The 16525-nt window shown below is 68.0% G+C and carries 19 protein-coding genes; 9 read left to right on the top strand and 10 right to left on the bottom strand.

Translation table 11 applies throughout. From position 1 onward, the window contains the following. The 7 genes from ABS772_RS24260 to ABS772_RS24230 form a co-directional block, all read right to left on the bottom strand. Positions 1-306, bottom strand: a complete 306-nt coding sequence (locus ABS772_RS24260; RefSeq protein ID WP_350397243.1) for a helix-turn-helix domain-containing protein — start codon at positions 304-306, stop codon at positions 1-3. Further along, entirely contained in the window at positions 303-659 is a 357-nt protein-coding gene (locus ABS772_RS24255) for an addiction module toxin RelE (protein ID WP_350397242.1), read from the bottom strand. The genes ABS772_RS24260 and ABS772_RS24255 overlap by 4 nt, the downstream gene beginning before the upstream one ends. Before the next feature lie 43 nt (positions 660-702). Next, positions 703-1449: an arginyltransferase gene (locus tag ABS772_RS24250; RefSeq protein ID WP_238258077.1), complete on the bottom strand. Its 747-nt coding sequence runs from the start codon at positions 1447-1449 to the stop codon at positions 703-705. Positions 1450-1681: 232 nt separating this feature from the next. After that, positions 1682-2176, bottom strand: a complete 495-nt coding sequence (locus ABS772_RS24245) for an RDD family protein (RefSeq protein WP_350397240.1) — start codon at positions 2174-2176, stop codon at positions 1682-1684. A gap of 112 nt (positions 2177-2288) precedes the next feature. Then, the gene (locus ABS772_RS24240) at positions 2289-2705 is read right to left on the bottom strand and encodes a hypothetical protein (RefSeq protein WP_350397239.1); all 417 of its coding nucleotides are present in this window, start codon (positions 2703-2705) and stop codon (positions 2289-2291) included. Positions 2706-2735: 30 nt separating this feature from the next. Further along, entirely contained in the window at positions 2736-3791 is a 1056-nt protein-coding gene (gene hemB / locus ABS772_RS24235; protein ID WP_350397237.1) for a porphobilinogen synthase, read from the bottom strand. 372 nt (positions 3792-4163) lie between these two features. Then, on the bottom strand, positions 4164-4400 hold the full coding sequence (locus ABS772_RS24230; RefSeq protein WP_350397236.1) for a DUF6894 family protein: 237 nt from the start codon (positions 4398-4400) through the stop codon (positions 4164-4166). 464 nt (positions 4401-4864) lie between these two features. On the opposite strand from ABS772_RS24230, the gene ABS772_RS24225 reads away from it, so the two are divergent. From ABS772_RS24225 to ldtR, 3 genes are all read left to right on the top strand, one after another. Then, positions 4865-6034, top strand: a complete 1170-nt coding sequence (locus ABS772_RS24225; protein WP_350397234.1) for an enoyl-CoA hydratase/isomerase family protein — start codon at positions 4865-4867, stop codon at positions 6032-6034. After that, a complete protein-coding gene (locus ABS772_RS24220) occupies positions 6031-6498 on the top strand; it encodes a DUF6163 family protein (protein ID WP_238258327.1) in 468 nt (155 codons plus the stop codon). Before ABS772_RS24225 ends, ABS772_RS24220 begins: the two co-directional genes overlap by 4 nt. 160 nt (positions 6499-6658) lie before the next feature. Beyond that, positions 6659-7177 carry a transcriptional regulator LdtR gene (gene ldtR / locus ABS772_RS24215; RefSeq protein WP_238258325.1) on the top strand — a complete coding sequence of 173 codons (519 nt, stop codon included), beginning with the start codon at positions 6659-6661 and terminating at the stop codon, positions 7175-7177. Positions 7178-7326: 149 nt separating this feature from the next. On the opposite strand, the gene pqqA (ABS772_RS24210) is transcribed toward ldtR, so the two are convergent. Together pqqA (ABS772_RS24210) and pqqA (ABS772_RS24205) are read right to left on the bottom strand one after the other, a co-directional pair. After that, positions 7327-7416 (bottom strand): pyrroloquinoline quinone precursor peptide PqqA, encoded by a 90-nt coding sequence (pqqA, locus tag ABS772_RS24210; RefSeq protein ID WP_015857429.1) that lies wholly within the window; start codon positions 7414-7416, stop codon positions 7327-7329. A 63-nt stretch (positions 7417-7479) separates the two neighbouring features. Beyond that, a complete protein-coding gene (gene pqqA, locus ABS772_RS24205; RefSeq protein ID WP_015857429.1) occupies positions 7480-7569 on the bottom strand; it encodes a pyrroloquinoline quinone precursor peptide PqqA in 90 nt (29 codons plus the stop codon). 533 nt (positions 7570-8102) lie between these two features. On the opposite strand from pqqA (ABS772_RS24205), the gene serS reads away from it, so the two are divergent. The 5 genes from serS (at position 8103) to ABS772_RS24180 (ending at position 15112) form a co-directional block, all read left to right on the top strand. Beyond that, entirely contained in the window at positions 8103-9389 is a 1287-nt protein-coding gene (gene serS, locus ABS772_RS24200; RefSeq protein WP_350397233.1) for a serine--tRNA ligase, read from the top strand. Further along, entirely contained in the window at positions 9389-10153 is a 765-nt protein-coding gene (gene surE, locus ABS772_RS24195; protein WP_350397232.1) for a 5'/3'-nucleotidase SurE, read from the top strand. Before serS ends, surE begins: the two co-directional genes overlap by 1 nt. Positions 10154-10171: 18 nt before the next feature. Next, positions 10172-10852: a protein-L-isoaspartate O-methyltransferase family protein gene (locus ABS772_RS24190; RefSeq protein ID WP_350397230.1), complete on the top strand. Its 681-nt coding sequence runs from the start codon at positions 10172-10174 to the stop codon at positions 10850-10852. Between the two features lie 186 nt (positions 10853-11038). Continuing rightward, positions 11039-12415 carry a murein hydrolase activator EnvC family protein gene (locus ABS772_RS24185; RefSeq protein WP_350397229.1) on the top strand — a complete coding sequence of 459 codons (1377 nt, stop codon included), beginning with the start codon at positions 11039-11041 and terminating at the stop codon, positions 12413-12415. Between the two features lie 135 nt (positions 12416-12550). Further along, entirely contained in the window at positions 12551-15112 is a 2562-nt protein-coding gene (locus ABS772_RS24180; RefSeq protein WP_350397228.1) for a tetratricopeptide repeat protein, read from the top strand. Here the strand turns inward: ABS772_RS24180 and ABS772_RS24175 are convergent. Continuing rightward, positions 15041-15922, bottom strand: coding sequence for an ATP-binding protein (locus tag ABS772_RS24175; RefSeq protein WP_350397227.1), 882 nt, complete (start codon positions 15920-15922; stop codon positions 15041-15043). The genes ABS772_RS24180 and ABS772_RS24175 overlap by 72 nt on opposite strands. Before the next feature lie 221 nt (positions 15923-16143). Between ABS772_RS24175 and yajC the strand changes: the two genes are divergently transcribed. Then, a complete protein-coding gene (yajC, locus tag ABS772_RS24170; RefSeq protein WP_238256272.1) occupies positions 16144-16476 on the top strand; it encodes a preprotein translocase subunit YajC in 333 nt (110 codons plus the stop codon). The last annotated feature ends 49 nt before the right edge of the window (positions 16477-16525 follow it).

Here is a 16525-nt window from a genome sequence, read left to right as displayed (position 1 = left end):
TCAGCCGCGAGACAGCGTCTCTTCCACCAGGCGCGGATTCTTCTCCAGGAGAGCCAGGAGCACGAGGGCTGCACCGCGGGGTTGCCGTCTGTGCGCCTCCCACTGACGCAGTGTCCCGACCGGCACGCCGATGCTTCTCGCGAAGGCTGGTTGGCTCTTGCCCGTCCGCTTGCGGATGGCGACGACATCCACGCTGACGGAGTCGGGCACCGTCAGTTGCAGATCGGCTTCGCCGCGAGCATGAGCAGCCGCCTGCTCCAGCCCCGAGACGATATCGGCAAAGACATCGTCCGTCACATCCTTCACGATCCGCTCCCTTGCTTTCGCCGCTCGCTCCACCGGTGCATGAGCGCTTTCGTCAGATCATACATCGTTGCGATCTGCTTTGCCGTGAAGTTCGCCTGCTGCCCCTTCGACAGGATCGACAGCAGGTAGACCGGAACGTCGGCTCCGAGATACGCGACCATGATACGGTAGCCGCCAGAACCGCCGTAACGCACCTTGCGGACACCGCCGGAGCCGCGAACCACGTCACCGGCCGCCGGATCGGCAGCGATCTGATCGACGATGGCCGCGCGCTCCGACGCCGTGAGATTCAGGCTCCTGCACCGGGCAAGATACGCATCGGTCTCGGCGACCGTATGGAGCGGAACGTCCATCGCTCTCAGGTGCGGGCCGTTGTCGGGGAGCGCCCCACCTCGGCTACTCCACCCGCACCCAGCCCTGCGGCATCAGCCGTTCCTGCGGCAGGAACTTGGCCTTGTAGTCCATCTTGCGGGAGCCATCGACCCAGTAGCCGAGGTAGAGATACGGCAGGCCGAGCGCGCGGGCGCGCTGGATGTGGTCGAGGATCATGTAGGTGCCGAGCGACCGGCTGGCCTGCTCGGGGTCGTAGAACGAGTAGACCATCGACAGGCCGTCGGCGAGCACGTCGGTGAGGCAGACGGCGACCGGGGCGCCGACGCCGCGGCCGTGGATCGCGCTGTCGGGGCCGCGCTCGCGGTAGACCACGAGATGGGTGTCGACGTGGCTGTCCTCGATCATCATCGCGTAGTCGAGCACGGTCATGTCGACCATGCCGCCGTCGCCGTGGCGGGCGTCGAGGTAGCGGCGGAACAGGGCGTACTGCTCCGAGGCCGGGCGGTTCGGCTCCGGCGTGCCGATCAGGCCGGCATTGCGCTGGAGGATGCGCCGCTGGCTGCCGGTGATGGCGAAATCCTCCACCACGACCCGCACCGAGACGCAGGCGCGGCAGGATTCGCAGGCCGGTCGGTAGGCGATCGTCTGCGAGCGGCGGAAGCCGCCCTGCGTCAGGATCTCGTTGAGATCGCGGGCGCGGCGCCCGACGAGATGGGTGAACACCTTTCGCTCCTCCTGGCCCGGCAGGTAGGGGCAGGGGGAGGGGGCCGTGAGGTAGAATTGCGGTGTATCGCGCGGATGGCTCGTCACGCTGGGAAGGCTCGCCCTCGGGGCCGGCGGCATCGGACGCCGAGGCCACCGTCAGTGTAGCGGGATCGCGGCGACGCTCAACCGGATTGATGGGGGATTGAACATCCCCGGCGGCGGCTTTCCGCCGCCATGTCTCACCCGAAGGAGGGATCGGCCTGCCTCACGAAACGCCTGCTCGCCGACCGCCTGTCCTTCGACCGCGGTGGCGGGGCGGACGCTCCGTGAGGGGCACTCAGTCGCGCACGACGGCGAGGCCGAGCAGCAGGTCGTGGCCAAGGCGCCGGTCGGCGCGGACGAGACCGAACAGGACGTCGAGGCACCAGAGCAGGAAGGTCGAGACCGCCACGTAGAACAGCAGCGCGTGGACCGCGGCCGTCAGGAAATCGACGGGCCGGCCGCTCTCCGGCGCCACCACCCGCAGGCCGAGCATGCGCATACCGAGCGTGCTCTGCTTGCGCCCGCCGACCGTGATCGCGCTGTAGAGGATGCCGCTGATGCCGAGGATCGGGAACAGCACCCAGGCGAAGCCGAAGGTGAGGACGCCGAGGATCGCGATCGCGGTGGCGAGAACGGCGGTGAACACGAAGATGAAGGCGAGGTCGAGCAGGTAGGCGACCGTGCGCCCGCCGAGGCTCGCCCGCACGTAGGGCACGGGGAATCCGCCGTGGCCCGGCATCCCCGCCGTGTTGGTGTAGCCGGGGTGATAACCGGGCTGAAAATCCGTCATGGCCGCCGCTTCCTCGACCGTTGCGTGCACCTTCGGTCAAGTGGGGAGAGGGTGCGGCGCTGCCAAGAGTGGCATCGAGAGCGGGATCACGAGCAGGGCGGGGGCGATCCTCTCAGCGGCGTCCGGGATCGGCGGCCTCGGCCTCGGGCGTCGCCAGATAGTAGCGCCTGAGCAGGTAGAGCGAGGCGCCGTTCACCGGCCCCTGCTCGGTCGTCAGCGCCGTGAGCTCGTCGCCCGCGCCGAAATGGCAGACGAGGTGGCGGGGCCGGGTCGCCTCGGCCTTCGGCAGGTTTCCGCTCCCGCCCGTGACGCGGTAATCGACCCGCACGCTGCCGCGGCTCGCGCCCGGCCCGACCCGCAGCAGGCCGATGTCGGCGCCGGGCGGGGCCAAAGCCGGCACCGCCCGGCGGCAGAGCGTCGCCCGGCGCGCGTCGAGCGCCGTGTCGCAGCCGGATCCGGCCGCGAGCCAGAGGGCGAGGGCGCCCACCCACACCGCGGCACGGCCGCCGTCCGGAACCAGCCGGCGCACGCGCGTCCCAACCCCGTCGGCCGTCCCCGCTCAGGCGCCCGCGCGCAGACGCTCGGCGACGCGGGGGGCATAGTAGGTCAGGACGCCGTCGGCGCCGGCGCGCTTGAAGGCGAGCAGGCTCTCGGTCATCGCGCGCTCGCCGTCGAGCCAGCCGTTGCGGGCGGCGGCCTCGATCATCGCGTACTCGCCCGACACTTGGTAGGCGAAGGTCGGCACGCCGAACTGCGTCTTCACCCGGGTGATGATGTCGAGATAGGGGAGCCCCGGCTTGACCATCACCGAATCGGCGCCCTCGGCGAGGTCGAGGGCCACCTCGCGCAGGGCCTCGGCCGCGTTGCCGGGATCCATCTGGTAGGTGCGCTTGTCGCCGACCAGGGCGGCCTTGGTGCCGATGGCGTCGCGGAACGGGCCGTAGAAGGCGCTGGCATACTTGGCGGCGTAGGCCATGATCTGCACATCGCGAAATCCCGCCCGGTCGAGGCCGGTGCGGATCGCGCCGACGCGCCCGTCCATCATGTCGGAGGGGGCGATGATGTCGGTGCCGGCCTCGGCCTGGATCAGGCTCTGCTCGACCAGCACCGCCACGGTCTCGTCGTTGAGGATCGCGCCGTCCTCGATCAGCCCGTCATGGCCGTGGCTGGTATAGGGGTCGAGCGCGACATCCGTCATCACGCCGATCTCGGGGACCGCCCGCTTCACCGCCCGCACCGCCCGGCAGACGAGGTTTTCGCGGTTGAGCGCCTCGGAGCCGGTCGGATCGCGCAGGGACGGCTCGGTATAGGGAAAGAACGAGACCAGCGGGATGCCGAGCCGCGCCGCGCGCTCGGCCTCGCGCACGACCTCGTCCACGCTCAGGCGCTCGACGCCGGGCATGGAGGCGATCGGCTCGCGCCGCCCCTCGCCCTCGATCACGAAGAGCGGCCAGATCAGGTCATCGACGGTGAGGGTATGCTCGCGCACGAGGCGCCGCGACCAGTCCGCCTTGCGGTTGCGGCGCGGGCGCTGGGTCAGGCTCAGCGGCCCCGAGCCCGGAGCGGCTTCGCGCGCGGTTTCGATGGCGAGCGGGCGCGGGGTGGCGTCTGACATGGCCCTCAGGACTCCGGTTGCTCTCGGTCTTTAACGGTGCATCGTCCTGTTCCGAAAGCCGGCAACCACCTTTCGGGACACGGCGCCGAAGCGCTCGCGAGCCGGAGGCCGGCCCGGCGGGAATGAGCGCGTCACGACGATGGGGTCAGAGCGTGGTCGACGGCAGGTCGATCGGCGATGGCCCAAGGGCGGAGCATTCCGGGCTCGCATCCCCGAACACCGTTCGGAAAAACCGTCCGGCGGCCGGAGGTTTCCCCGCGAGAAGGGGCGACGGGACGAGCGCCGCGGAACGCGCGGCCTTGAACATGCGCCTAGCATATCCGGATTCGGACCCGAAAGGCGCCGTTGCCGCAGGGCAGGCTCCCGCCTCGATCAGTCCGCCACATCCTCGATCTGGCAGACGAGGCGCAGGCACATCACCACCCGCTCGGGTCCGTCGCGCACCGTCACGACGACGACACCCTCCCCGCCGAGCTTGTGCGGATCGGCGGCGAAGGCCGCCCCCCGCGCCAGCGCCTCGTCGCGCGCGGCGGTGCGGTCGGGCAGGTCCACGCCTTTCACGTCGATGACGATGGCGTCTTCGCGGATGTCGAAGAAATAGCGAGGCACCGTCCATCCCTTCCGCCTCGTCCCGGGCGTCGGTCCGTGCTGCCGCGATTCGCCGGGAAACCGCCGCCCCCGCCCCGCGAACGTGCAGAAGATGGAAGAGCGGCTCAACAACAAATGCACGGGTCATTACAACCTAGAAGAAACGCTTGGCCGGGGACGGACGAGGTTCCGGATGCGTGTCTGCGACGGGCGAGAAGGCCTCCCGTCGGATCCCCTCGACGCGCGGACGATCCGCTCGAAACCGTCGCGGCTCGATGTCCCGCGGACGTCGAGACTTTTCCGGAGGAAGCCCTCCGCCCCGCGGCCGCGCCGGTTCGTCATCCCCCAGCCCGTCGCGTTGACGCCTCGCCCGGGACTTCGTCTAAGAGGCCCGCGCGGCCCGTGCCGCGGGCATCGCGTCGCCGGGCAGCGGGCATCCGCTCCGCGGCGGTCGGGCGGAGTGGAGCGCGGCGGTGGAGCGCGGAATGTCGGGTGGGCAAGGGACCTTGCGTGAGGACGGGCGGGCGGACGGGCGGGCGGAGTTGTCCGAGCCCGAGATCGTGTTCGAGATCCGCGGAGAGGCCGGGCTGATCACCCTGAGGCGGCCGAAGGCGCTCAACGCCCTGACCCTGCCGATGTTGGAGGCGATGCACCGCCAGCTCCGGGCCTGGGCCGGGGACCCGCGGGTCAGCCGGGTCGTCCTGCGCGGCTCGGGCGGGCGCGCCTTCTGCGCCGGCGGCGACATCCGCCAGATCCACGCCCTGGGGAAGGCCGGGCGCCGCGCCGAGCTGACGGCGTTCTGGCGCGGGGAATACTGGCTCGACGCCGCCGTGAAGAGCTTTCCGAAACCCTACATCTCCCTGATCGAGGGCATCGTGATGGGCGGGGGCGTCGGCATCTCGCTGCACGGCGACGTGCGGGTGGCGGCCGAGAGCTACAGCTTCGCCATGCCCGAGACCGGCATCGGCTTCTTCCCCGATGTCGGCACGACCTACGCCCTGCCGCGCCTGCCCGGCTGCACCGGGCGCTACCTCGCGCTGACGGGCGCCCGAATCGGCGCGGGCGACGCGCTCGCCGTGGGACTCGCGACCCACGCGGCGCGGGCGGCCGATTTCGAGATCCTCATCGACCGGCTGGCGGGGGGCGGGGCGATCGACCGCGCCTTCGACGGCCTCGACGCGCCGGAGATGGAGACCGGCCCCCTCGTCGCCGAGCGGGCGCTGATCGATGCCTGCTTCTCCGCCGAGACCGTGGCGGAGGTGCTCGCCCGCCTCGACGCGGCGGCGCGGGACGGCTCCGCCTTCGCCGAGGCGACGGCGGCCACGATGCGGGGCCGCTCGCCCACCAGCCTGACCATCGCCCTGGCACTGATGCGCCGGGGCGGCACGCTCGGCTTCGCCGAGGCGATGCTCGCCGAATACCGGCTGGCCGAGTGGCTGATGAGCGGGCACGACTTCTACGAGGGCGTGCGGGCGGTGATCATCGACAAGGACAACCGGCCGGCCTGGCGGCCCGCCACCCTGGACGCGGTCGACGGCGCGGCGATCGAGGCGGCCTTCGCCCCGGCCGACGCCACGGAGCCGCGCTTCGACGGCAGCCAGGGGCCGCCGGACGAGGCGCCGGCTGCGGCGGGACGGCCGGGAGACCGGTCGTGAAGGCGCTCACCAAGGTCGGCACCACCCTCGACGGGCGCGGGCGCCCGAGCGCCGGGGCCGGCGACCGGATCGAGGGCACCGCGCCGCGGGCGCAGACCCGCTGGGACGTGGTGCTGGTCTGGTTCATGCGCCTCACCGCCCTGGTCTGGCTCGCCAAGGGTCTCGCGACCTGGGGCGAGATCCTCGACCTGATCCCCGGCCGGACCCCGTTCGCGGACCTGCCGATGGGGCGGCAATCGGCGATCGTCTACTTCGCGGTGATCGACTTCGTGGCGGCGGTCGGCCTGTGGCTGACGAGCGCCTGGGGCGGCGTCGTCTGGCTGCTCGCCGCGACCTCGGCGCTGACCCTGGCGCTGCTGACGCCGCAGCTCCTGCCGATGTCGATGCCGTTGATCGCAGTGCAGGCAAGCATTGTCGCCGTGTACTTCGTGCTGTCCTGGCTCGCGGCGCGCGACGTAGGCTAATAAGAGGTCAACATCATCGTTTCATTTTGCATTTACCGACAGAAGTAAATCGCGAGTTCATCCTGTCGCTTAAATCGGCTTTCATCGGTGGGCCCTAGGTTCACCTCATAAGCGAGGCCGGCCAGCAAGAGCCGGCACGAACCGACAGGAAGGCACCACGATGAGCACCAAGGCCGCCAACACCGCCCTCAAGACCACGGACGCCGCCCCCGAGACCCAGGGCGCCGCCGGCTCCTATCTCGAGGCGCTGCACCTCGTGGAGCGTCTGCACCGCCGCCTCCTCGACGTGATCAAGGACGAGTTCGACCGGCGCGGCCGCGAGGACGTCAACAGCGTCCAGGCGCTCCTGCTCTACAACATCGGCGACAAGGAACTCACCGCCAGCGAGCTGCGCTCCAAGGGCTACTATCTCGGCTCGAACGTCTCCTACAACGTCAAGAAGCTCGTTGAGGCCGGCTTCCTGCACCACGCCCGCTCCAAGACCGACCGGCGCTCGGTGCGCATCAGCCTGACGCCGAAGGGCCGCGAGATCCACGACCTGATCCAGGGCCTCTACGACAAGCACGCCCGCACGATCCAGCCGATCGGCGGCATCTCCGAGGACGATTTCGGACGCCTCAACCAGGCGCTCTCGCGTCTGGAGCGCTTCTGGACCGACCAGATCCGCTACCGCCTCTGATCGCCGAATCGGGCGCTGCGAGACAGGAAGGCCGGAGGGTTCGCGAATCCTCCGGCCTTCCTGTTTGTTTGCGCGCGGCAAACGAAAAGGGCGCCACCCTGTCCGGGTGACGCCCTCGAATTCACCGGATGAGCCCGGCGACAGCCTTCTTAGTTGAAGGTGTCGATCTCGGCGGACTCGTAGGAGGTGACTTCCATGCCGACGCAGATCTCGGCGACGACGGGAGCGGACCACTTCATGACGTTTCTCCTAAGTAGCGAATGGATGGGAAACCGAACCGGCCTGGGGCCGGCGACGCCTTCTTAGTTGAAGGTGTCGATCTCGGCGGACTCGTAGGAGGTGACTTCCATGCCGACGCAGATCTCGGCAACGACGGGGGCAGACCACTTCATGGCGTGTCTCCTGAGTGACGTTTTGAAAACGAAGGTCGGTCTCATGACCGGCCCACCTCGAACTGAGGCGGTGGCCGTTCGTTCGCCGGGCCCCTCGTGTTCGACGCCCTTGATATAGACAATCCGTTGGGCGCAATTCAAGCGGACCCTACACTTATATTTCTCATAGGGAGCGCTGGGGAGGGTCCGAAACGGGCCTCGGACGCGGCATTTCCGTGCAGGTCATGCGGAAAAATGCTGCGATACCAGCGATATGGTGCAGGATCGGCGGATCCGCAAGCCGAACGGCCGGAGCGTTTGGCAAGACGGATTGCCATGTGCCCCTTTGATTTTTGTAAGAAGACTGCCGCTCCCCCGTCATTTCGAGGCGTCGGCGGCGAACCCGGGATGACGGTGTTTGGACACGGTGGGAGTTCGTCACGGCGTCAGCCGGGCTTCGAGCTCCTTCCGACCGGGCCGTCCTCTCTTGTGATGCGGAGGGCGATGCGGCAAAGCGGGGCCCTCGCGCGCACAAGACCCTTAAGAGCCCCGACATGCACGACATCCGCGCCATCCGCGAGAATCCGGAGGCCTTCGACCGCGATCTGGAGCGCCGCGGCCTCTCGCCCCTGAGCGCCGAGCTGATCGCCCTCGACGATGCGCGGAAGGCGGCGGTCTCGGCGGCGCAGGGCGCCCAGGAGCGGCGCAACGCGCTGTCCAAGGAGATCGGCGCCGCCAAGAAGGCGAAGGACGAGGCCCGTGCCGCCGAACTGATGGCCGAGGTCGCCCGCCTCAAGGACGAGGCGCCGGGGCTGGAAGCCGCGCAAGGGGAGGCGGAAAAGGCCCTCGACGCGCGCCTCGCCGCGATCCCGAACCGGCCGAAGGAGGACGTGCCCCTCGGCGCCGACGAGCACGGCAATGTCGAGTATCGCCGCTTCGATTCCTCCCGCGAGCGCCTCGCCCAGGGCCGCCAGCATTTCGAGCTCGGCGAGGCCACTGGCCTGATGGATTTCGAGGCGGCCGCGAAACTCTCCGGCTCGCGCTTCGTGGTGCTCAAAGGGCACCTCGCCCGGCTGGAGCGGGCGCTCGGTCAGTTCATGCTCGACCTGCACACGGGCGAGCACGGTTACACCGAAGTGGTTCCGCCGGTTCTCGTGCGCGACGAGGCGATGTTCGGCACGGCGCAACTGCCGAAGTTCCGCGACGACCAGTTCGCGGCGGGCGACGGCTTCTGGCTGATCCCCACCGCCGAAGTCCCCCTCACCAACCTCGTGCGCGAAAATATCCTGGCCGAGGACGAGCTGCCCCTGCGCTACACCGCGCTCACCCCCTGCTTCCGCGCCGAGGCCGGGGCGGCGGGGCGCGACACCCGCGGCATGCTGCGCCAGCACCAGTTCAACAAGGTCGAGCTGGTCTCGATCACCGCCCCGGAGAAGTCGGACGAGGAGCACGAGCGGATGCTCGCCTGCGCCGAGGCCGTGCTCAAGAAGCTCGACCTGTCCTATCGCGTCATGACGCTGTGCACCGGCGACATGGGCTTCGCGAGCCGGAAGACCTACGACATCGAGGTCTGGGTGCCCGGCCAGCAGACCTATCGCGAGATCTCGTCCTGCTCGGTCTGCGGCGACTTCCAGGCGCGGCGGATGAATGCGCGCTACCGGGCGAAGGAGGGCAGGGGGGTCGGCTTCGTCCACACCCTGAACGGCTCCGGCGTCGCGGTCGGCCGCGCGCTGATCGCCGTGATGGAGAACTACCAGAATCCCGATGGCAGCGTCACGATCCCGTCGGCGCTCCAGCCCTACATGGGCGGCTTGAACCGGATCGAGGGACCGAACACCTGATGCGCATCCTGGTCACCAACGACGACGGCATCCACGCGCCGGGTCTGGAGACGCTGGAGGGGATCGCCCGCGAACTCAGCGACGACGTCTGGGTGGTCGCGCCCGAATACGACCAGTCGGGCGTCTCGCACTCGCTCTCGCTCAACGATCCCTTACGCCTGCGGCAGATCGCGGAAAAACGCTTCGCGGTGAAGGGCACGCCCTCCGACTGCGTGATCATGGGGGTCGCCCACATCCTCAAGGACCAGAAGCCGGACCTCGTTCTGTCGGGGGTCAACCGCGGCCAGAACGTCGCCGAGGACGTAACCTATTCCGGCACCATCGCCGGGGCGATGGAGGGCACGATCCTCGGCATCCGCGCGATCGCCCTCAGCCAAGCCTACGGCGCGGGCGGGCGGGCCAACCTGAAATGGTCCTGCGCCGCCACGCACGGCGCGGGGGTCATCCGCAAGATCCTGGAGATCGGGATCGAGCCCGGCATCCTCGTCAACGTCAACTTTCCGGACTGCGAGCCGGGCGACGTGCAGGGCGTGGCGGTCTCGGCGCAGGGCCAGCGCAACCAGGCGCTCCTGCAGATCGACGCCCGCCACGACGGGCGCGGCAACCCCTATTTCTGGCTCGCCTTCGCCAAGGCCCGGTTCGAGCCCGGCAACGGCACGGACCTGAAGGCGATCGCCGAGAACCGCATCTCGGTGACGCCGCTGCGGCTCGACTTCACCGACGAGCCGGAACTGACCCGATTCGCGGCGGCGTTCCGGGCGTGAGCGTCCGATCCGGCGTCCATGCCGTCTGAGGCCGGCGAACCGGACGAGGCCGGGCTGGCGGAGGCGACCGGCAACGCCGCCTTCGTGCTGGCCCTGCGCGAGCGCGGCGTGCGCGACACCGCCGTGCTGCGGGCGATGGAGCGGGTGCCGCGGGAGCGCTTCGCGCCGCCGGCCCTGCGCGTCCACGCCCGGCGCGACATCGCCCTGCCGCTCGCCTGCGGCCAGACCATGACCGCGCCCAGCGTCGTCGCGGCGATGCTCGGCGCCCTCGACATCGCCCCCGGCGTGCGGGTGCTGGAGATCGGCACGGGCACGGGCTACGTCACCGCCCTGCTGGCGCGGCTGGGGGCGGCCCATGTGCGCAGCCTGGAGCGCTACGAGGGGCTCGCCCGCGCCGCGCGGACACATCTCGGGCCCGATCTCGCCGAGGCCAGCGTCGAGACCGCCGACGGGCTCGCCGCGGAGGCCGTGCGGGGCGGGAGCTACGACCGCATCCTCGTCAACGGCAGCCTCGCCGCGCTGCCGCCGCACCTTCCCGCCGCGCTCAAATCCGGCGGGCGCCTGGTGGCGGGGTTCTGGACCGGCCGCGGAAGCCGGCTCGTGACGCTGACCCGCGACGCCGCCGCGGCCTTCGCGCGGACGGAAGGAGCGGCCCTGCGGCTCGGCCCGCTGACCCCGGGGCGGGCCATCGCGCCGTAGCCGTCATCCCGTCGAAGGCGGGGCGCCGGAGCGTCGAGAGCGGGATCGGCTCCGTTGCCGACGTTCCTCAACCTTTACGGAACACGCGCGAAACTGATCCTCGCGCGGATCTCGGGAACGGTTGCTTAACCTGAATCCCGTTTGAATAGCGCATCACGTTGCGTCAGTGTTCAAACGGGTGCGTCGATGCGGGTTCGGGGGAAAGTTCTGGGCTTGAGGACGCTGTCGCGCTTCGCCCTCATCGGAATGATCGGCGGCGGTACCGCCGCCTGCTCGTCGGACGCGTCGCGTCTCGGCGATCCCTTCACCAACCCGTTCGCCTCCCTGACGGGCGAACCCTCGGCCACCGGCAGCCTGCCGGCCGAGGGCGCCGACGGCGAGATGGCGCCGGCCCCGGCGATCCGCACCCCGCGGATCCAGTCCCAGGCTTTGCCCGCTCCCGGCCCGGCCCTGTCGCCGCGTCCCGGCGCGATCAGCGCCGCCGCGCCCAAGGCCGCGACCCGCGTGGCGACCGCCGAGCCGATCTCCGGCGGGATGGCGAGCAGCGTGTCCGGCCTGAACCCGGATGCGGGCCGTGCGATGACGCCGCGCGCCTCCGCCCCGGCGCCGCAGCCCAAGCTCCAGTTCGGCAAGCCCGTCGACAAGGCCGCCGAAAGGGCCGCGGAGAAGCGCGCCGCCGAGGCCGCCGCCAAGAACGCCGAGACCAAGGCCGCGGATGCCCGCCGCGAGGCCGAGCGGCAGGCTGCCGCCGCCAAGATCGCCGAAGCGAAGGCCGCCGAGGCCAAGGCCGCGGAGAAGGCGGCGCAGTCGAAGAAGCTCGCCGACGCCAAGGCCGCCGAGGCGAAGAAGGCCGCCGAGGCCGCCAAGCATCCGCGCCCGGGCCAGAAGGCCGGCGAGAAGGTCGCCAAGGCGGATACGAAGATCGAGACGAAGGTCGATCCGAAGGACGCGGCCAAGGAAGCCGCGAAGGCGGAGGCCGCCCGCAAGGCCGAGGCCGAGGCCAAGCAGGCCAAGGCGGACGCCGCCAAGAAGCTCGCCGAGGCCCGCGCCGCGGAAGCGGCCGCCAAGGCCGCGGCCAAGGAGACCAAGGAAGCGGCCAAGGCGCCCGCGAAGGAGACGGCGCCCGCCGCTCCGGTCAAGGTCGCCAGCGCCGACGCCTCCGCCCCGATCCCGGCCGCGGCGGCCCCGCAGGCGCCGGCCGAGTCGTTCCGCTGGCCGGCCAAGGGCCGCATCATCAACGGCTACGGCTCGGCCGGCAACGAGGGCATCAACATCGCCGTGCCCGAGGGCACCCCGGTCAAGGCGGCCGAGGACGGCACCGTGGCCTATGCCGGCTCCGACGTGAAGGGCTACGGCAAGCTGGTGCTGGTGCGGCACAACAACGGCTACGTCTCGGCCTACGCCCATAACGGCGAGCTCGACGTGCGCCCCGGCGAGAAGGTGAAGCGCGGCCAGACGATCGCCAAGTCCGGCGCCACCGGCAACGTCACCTCGCCCCAGCTCCACTTCGAGCTGCGCAAGGGCGCGACCCCGGTCGACCCGATGCCCCATCTCGGCGGCTGATCTCTTCCCATCCTCGAAGACGAAAGGGGCGGCTCCTCGCGGAGCCGCCTTTTTTGTTGCTGAGGCTCGGCGTTGCGCAGTGGCCTGAAGTCAGGCCATCCTGCAATTAAGTGTTGGACCCCTCCCGCTGCAGTCATGCCCCCAGCTCGTTTCGCTACGCTTCCACCGGCTAACCGCATCTTCGTCGATCGCGAGGAGCCGCAGCGCATCTTTGAAAAGGCGGCCTTCGCAATTCCTGCCGACGGAGTGATCTTGCGCGTTTTCTATGGCATCGGCGGCCAAGGAAAGACGGCCCTCTGCCGCGAGCTGATGCGCAAGATCGGTTCAGACGGTGATCCTAGTTACGGTTTCCTGCGGCGCGCACTGCTCGACCTCCACGGGCGCCCGAAGACCGACCCAGATCTGTTGCTCGTGTGGATCCGCAACGGCTTCGCTGAGGCTGGAATCGACTTGCCGGCCTTCGACCTTGCCCTAGCGCTGACCTGGGAGGCAGCGCGAGTAGAGGAGCCGTTTCCAACGCTAACGAAGCCTTGGCTTGGCCGCGCAACCGGTACGGCAAGAAATGCAGTCGACGAGGGTGGAAGCTGGCTCGGCAGCGATACGGCCAAGGAGTTGATCGGCGAGGCGATCGGCGAGATCCCAGGAGCTGGTTTCGTTGTCAGACGCCTTGGCAACTGGGTGATCGACAAGGCGAAGCGTGCCTATCTCGACCGCACCCGCGAGTCCCTCAAGCAACTCTATGACGGTGCCGGGGCGCTGAAACCGTCTCACGAATTATCGGCGCTGCTACCGTGGATGCTGGCACAAGATCTGAACCATCACTTGTTGCAGAATCCGGCCGAGCGTCTGGTGCTGCTCATCGACGAGTACGAGCGCGTCTTCGAGCAGGGTGGCGCAGGTGCACGTTGGATTGAGAATCCGTTCGATCGCCATATGCGGACCTTGTTGAAGGAGACCAACGGCCTCCTTGCAGTATTTTTCTCTCGTGAGCGTCTGCCCTGGGACGTAGACCCAGACTGGCGGGAGGATCTCGCCGGCAACCAGCATCTCCTCGGCGGTCTCGCCGACGCCGATGCCGACGCCTTTCTCGCCGCGATTCCGATTGATGACGTGGCTATCCGTCAGGCGATCATCGACGGAGCGCGCGAGTCCACGAAGACCGACGCAGTAGTCTATCCGCTGATGCTCGATCTTCAAGTCGAACATTGGCGCAACCTTTCATCCAAGGGGAAGGTGCTGCCTGAGTCTTTTACGGTCGAGGCAGAAACCTTTGAGGCCCGCTGCATCGAGATGATCGAGCGCGTGCTGCGTGATTATGGCGATCCGCTTCAGGCAACAATTGAGCGCCTTTCGGTCGCCCAACGGTTTGATCGCGCCGCATTCGCCTGCGTGGTGCAGAAATTTGGTACTGCCGTGCCGCAGGATAGTTTCGAACGAATCGAGGCGATGTCTTTTGTTACTCGCTCATCTGATGGCTTTCTAAGCCTCCACAATGTAGTGGCCGGAGCAGTTCGCAGTCAGATCAGCGAAGAAAAGCGAATTTCCTCTATCGAAGTCTTGCTTGAACACTATACGGCTCGAGCTCAAGTCGGATCTAATCTCACGTTAACAGATGCGCATGTGCTCGCGTTATTTGAGGCCGCGTTTCTACGTCGATTGCAGGGCTCGCAGGGGTATGTTGATTGGCTATGTAGTCTCACTAACATTCTCCAAAAGTCAGTTCACTTCGCCCAAGCTACAGCGCTTTGGCGTGATGCGTTGGCGCTAAGCGAAAAAGACATGGGCCCCGACCACCCCGATACAACATTGAGCCTCAACCGTCTCGCGAACCTGCTCTATGCCCAAGGTGACTATGTCGGAGCCAAGCCCCTCTATCAACGCGCTTTGATCAATCACGAAAATGTTTTTGGTCCTGACCATCCTGAAACGGCTATAGCTATCAGCAACGTTGCCAGTCTACTCAACGCCGAAGGTAATTATACCAGGGCTGCGCCTCTCTACGAGCGCGCTCTAGCCATTCAGGAGAAGGCGCTCCCCCCTAACCATCCCAATACGGCAACAACCCTCAACAACCTCGCCACTGCGCTCAAGGCTCAAGATGAATTTGCAAAGTCCAGGCTTCTATACCAGCGCGCATTGAATATCTGCAATATATCTCTCGGAACTGAGCATCAATATACTGCTACAAGCTTAAACAACCTCGCCAATCTACTCACAGATTTGGGTGAGCACGCCGAAGCCAAGCTTCTCTACCAGCGTGCCCTGGTTATTTACGAGAATACATTTGGACCGAATCATCCCAGCACAGCAACAGCCCTCAACAATCTTGCCTTCTTACTCAGGATTCAGGGCGATAATGCCGGGGCCAAGCCCCTCTATCGGCGTGCGTTGGCCATTCGACAGGCGGCATTTGGGCCCGACCATCCCGAAACGGCCATAAGCCTCAACAACCTCGCAGGCGTAATCAAAGATCAAGATGGCTCTGCCGGAGCCAAGTCGCTTTACGAGCGCGCCCTGTCAATTTACGAGAAAATTTTCGGTCCGAGCCACCCCAATACGCAGACTATCAGAAACAATTTAAGAAGCATCTCATCCGACGCAGGGGTAAAGTCTTACTCCGTAGGATCATACACCCTCAAGCTTTTGCCCGAGCCGCCCGGCGAGATCCTGGATGAACTGGAACGCCGTGCGCCCTGAGCGCGAGCCGCGGGTGGTGGCCCATTCGAGCGCCTCGGCCCGCAGCCGGTCCGGCTCGATCGTCAAGGAATGGCGCTCCGCGTAGGCGCGGATCATCGCCAGATATTCGTCCTGGCTGCATTTGTGGAAGCCGAGCCAGAGGCCGAAGCGGTCGGAGAGCGAGACCTTCTCCTCCACCGCCTCGCCGGGATTGATCGCGGTGGAGCGCTCGTTCTCGACCATCTCGCGGGCGAGCAGGTGGCGCCGGTTCGAGGTGGCGTAGAACAGCACGTTGCCCGGCCGCCCCTCGATGCCGCCGTCGAGCGCGGTCTTGAGCGACTTGTAGGAGGTGTCGTCGGCGTCGAACGACAGGTCGTCGCAGAACACCAGCCAGCGATGGGGATCGTTGCGCAGCAGGCTCATCAGCTCGGGCAGCGCCTCGATGTCCTCGCGGTGGATCTCCACGAGCTTCATCGGCCGGCTGCCCTCCGGCCGGCGGGCGTTGATCTCCGCATGCGCCGCCTTGACGAGCGAGGACTTGCCCATGCCGCGCGCGCCCCAGAGTAGGGCGTTGTTGGCAGGCAGGCCGCGGGCGAAGCGCTCGGTGTTCTCCACCAGCGTGTCGCGGGCCCGGTCGATGCCGGTGAGGATGCCGATCTCGACCCGGTTGACCCGCGGCACCGGAATCAGCCGGCGCTCGGGCCCCCACAGGAAGGCGTCGGCGGCGCCGGTGTCCACCTTCGGGACGGCGGGCGGGGCCGCGCGCTCCAGGGCTGCGGCGATCCGCTCCAGGAGCGGGAGAAGGTCGGCGGGCGTCGGCTCTGCGGCCATGATGGCGTCCGGGGGCTTGTCCGGTTTCAGGGGAGAACGCCTTTTAGGCGCAACGGGCGGAGAAGGGGAACCACTAGGGCGCGGCCCCTGATGCATCGTCCCGCCGTTGCTTTCGAGTCGCCCCTCGCTATAGTCCGCGCGCTTTTCGGCAGGCTCGTCGTCGCAAGGCTCGGCGCCGCCGGGCCTGACGGGCTGCATGCCTCGGATCAGGAGTTTTCGCGTTGATCACCCCCGCCTTCGCGCAAGGAGCCGGTGCCGGAAGCGGCGCGGACGTCGCGTTGCAATTCGTGCCCTTCGTCCTGATCTTCGTGATCATGTACTTCCTGATCCTGCGCCCGCAGCAGCGCCGGCTCAAGGATCACCAGAGCATGGTGAAGAACGTCCGCCGGGAGGACACCATCGTGACCACCGGCGGGCTCGTCGGCCGGGTCACCAAGGTCGCCGACGACGCCTCCGAGATCGAGGTCGAGATCGCCCCGAACGTGCGCGTGAAGGTGGTGCGCACGATGATCTCCGAGGTTCGCGTCAAGGGCGCCCCGGTCAAGGCCTCCTGAGCGTCTTCGACGAGACTCCCGCCGCGCCGTCGTCGCCCGAGCGAGACCG

It is taken from the genome of Methylorubrum podarium (assembly GCF_040270385.1).
Classification (GTDB): Bacteria; Pseudomonadota; Alphaproteobacteria; order Rhizobiales; family Beijerinckiaceae; genus Methylobacterium; species Methylobacterium podarium.
Note: the sequence above shows the minus strand (reverse complement) of the source record. Positions and strands in the feature narration are given on the sequence as shown.